Raw genomic sequence first — 1167 nt, 5'->3', positions numbered from 1 at the left:
TTTTTTGACTATGAGGCGATGATATTACCTCTATTCAGGTGGCCAAATTTAGTATTCCACTTCAATTATTATAAATTTTATTTGTTAATTAAAGACAATGACTCAATGTTTTCATTTTGAGCGCTGAGTTTTGCTAAGTCTATTGTTTCAAAAACTATATCTGCCAATCCAAGCAGGTCTTCTGGAGAGTTGTTTGAAATAACATCATGGTTATTTAAGTGATATTCAGATGATAAAGTATAGGAGCCTCTCAACGGATCATGCGTAATAACATATAACGTTGCTCCAAGTGATTGCAGAGCTTCCACGGCAAAGGATAATATCTCCATTGGAGAGTCTTCATTTTGTAAAATGATAACACGCTTGGTGTTATCAACTTTTGATAGTAAAAAAATATTTTTCAGTTTTGTACTTAACGTTTTGTTATCCAAGCTCATTTATTAACTCTTTGGTGTTGGGTTTAACAATTAATGCAAAAAAGTCAGGGTATGCTGACAGTTAATTTATTTTTTAAGTTAAACCCTATCCTTAGACTGCAGGGTTTACCGAGATTATAAATTTCCAGAGTCAATAAATAGTCAAGTTTTAATCAAGATTGTGTCAAGACTAAAAATTATAGATAAATGCAAGAGTTGCTGAGGTCTGGTTGGGCTTAAATACAATCGGGCTGTCTTTTGCGTGTTCAACCAGACGAGTGTATTCGATGTTTGCTGCAGTGCTCCAGTGCGGGGTGAATTGATGGCTCCAGGTAAGAGTACTATCCACACCATAGAATCCACTGTTTGCCTGATATTGAGCATATCCAGAGTGAAAGCTTTGATTGCGACTCACGCCATAAAAGGTATTCATATATCGGCTATCGCCAAACAATGCAGCACTTTGGAAAGCAACAGTATTTGTTTCATTTTGTATGGGTAGAAGAGTGATTGACGTTTGGTATTTCACACCCTGTCCATCGCTGAGAGGCAAGATGGTTTTTCCTTCCAATGAAAGCCAGGGTGTAACGGCCCAACCCACAGCCACTGCGGTATTGACTGTCGCATTGATATTTCCCATCCCCTTCAATTTATCTGAACCATCTCGCCAGTTGGAATTGCTGTCAGAACGGCCAAGGCTATATCCGAGGGTATGTTCTAAATATAACCCGCTGTCGCTTTGCAGGTCATA

Annotated in this window: 2 protein-coding genes; both read right to left on the bottom strand. The window is 38.3% G+C overall.

The annotated features are described in order from the left end of the window. Nucleotides 1–77: 77 nt before the first annotated feature. Nucleotides 78–437, bottom strand: coding sequence for a hypothetical protein (locus SPM24T3_RS24030; RefSeq protein WP_009639440.1), 360 nt, complete (start codon nucleotides 435–437; stop codon nucleotides 78–80). Between the two features lie 169 nt (nucleotides 438–606). After that, the coding region (locus tag SPM24T3_RS24025) for a MipA/OmpV family protein (RefSeq protein WP_009639439.1) at nucleotides 607–1167 on the bottom strand (561 nt) is incomplete at its 5' end.

The organism is Serratia sp. M24T3 (assembly GCF_000257645.1).
In the GTDB taxonomy this organism is placed as follows: domain Bacteria; phylum Pseudomonadota; class Gammaproteobacteria; order Enterobacterales; family Enterobacteriaceae; genus Rouxiella.
The sequence above is the reverse complement of the archived record's forward strand: the minus strand, read 5'-3'. Positions and strand labels throughout refer to the sequence as shown.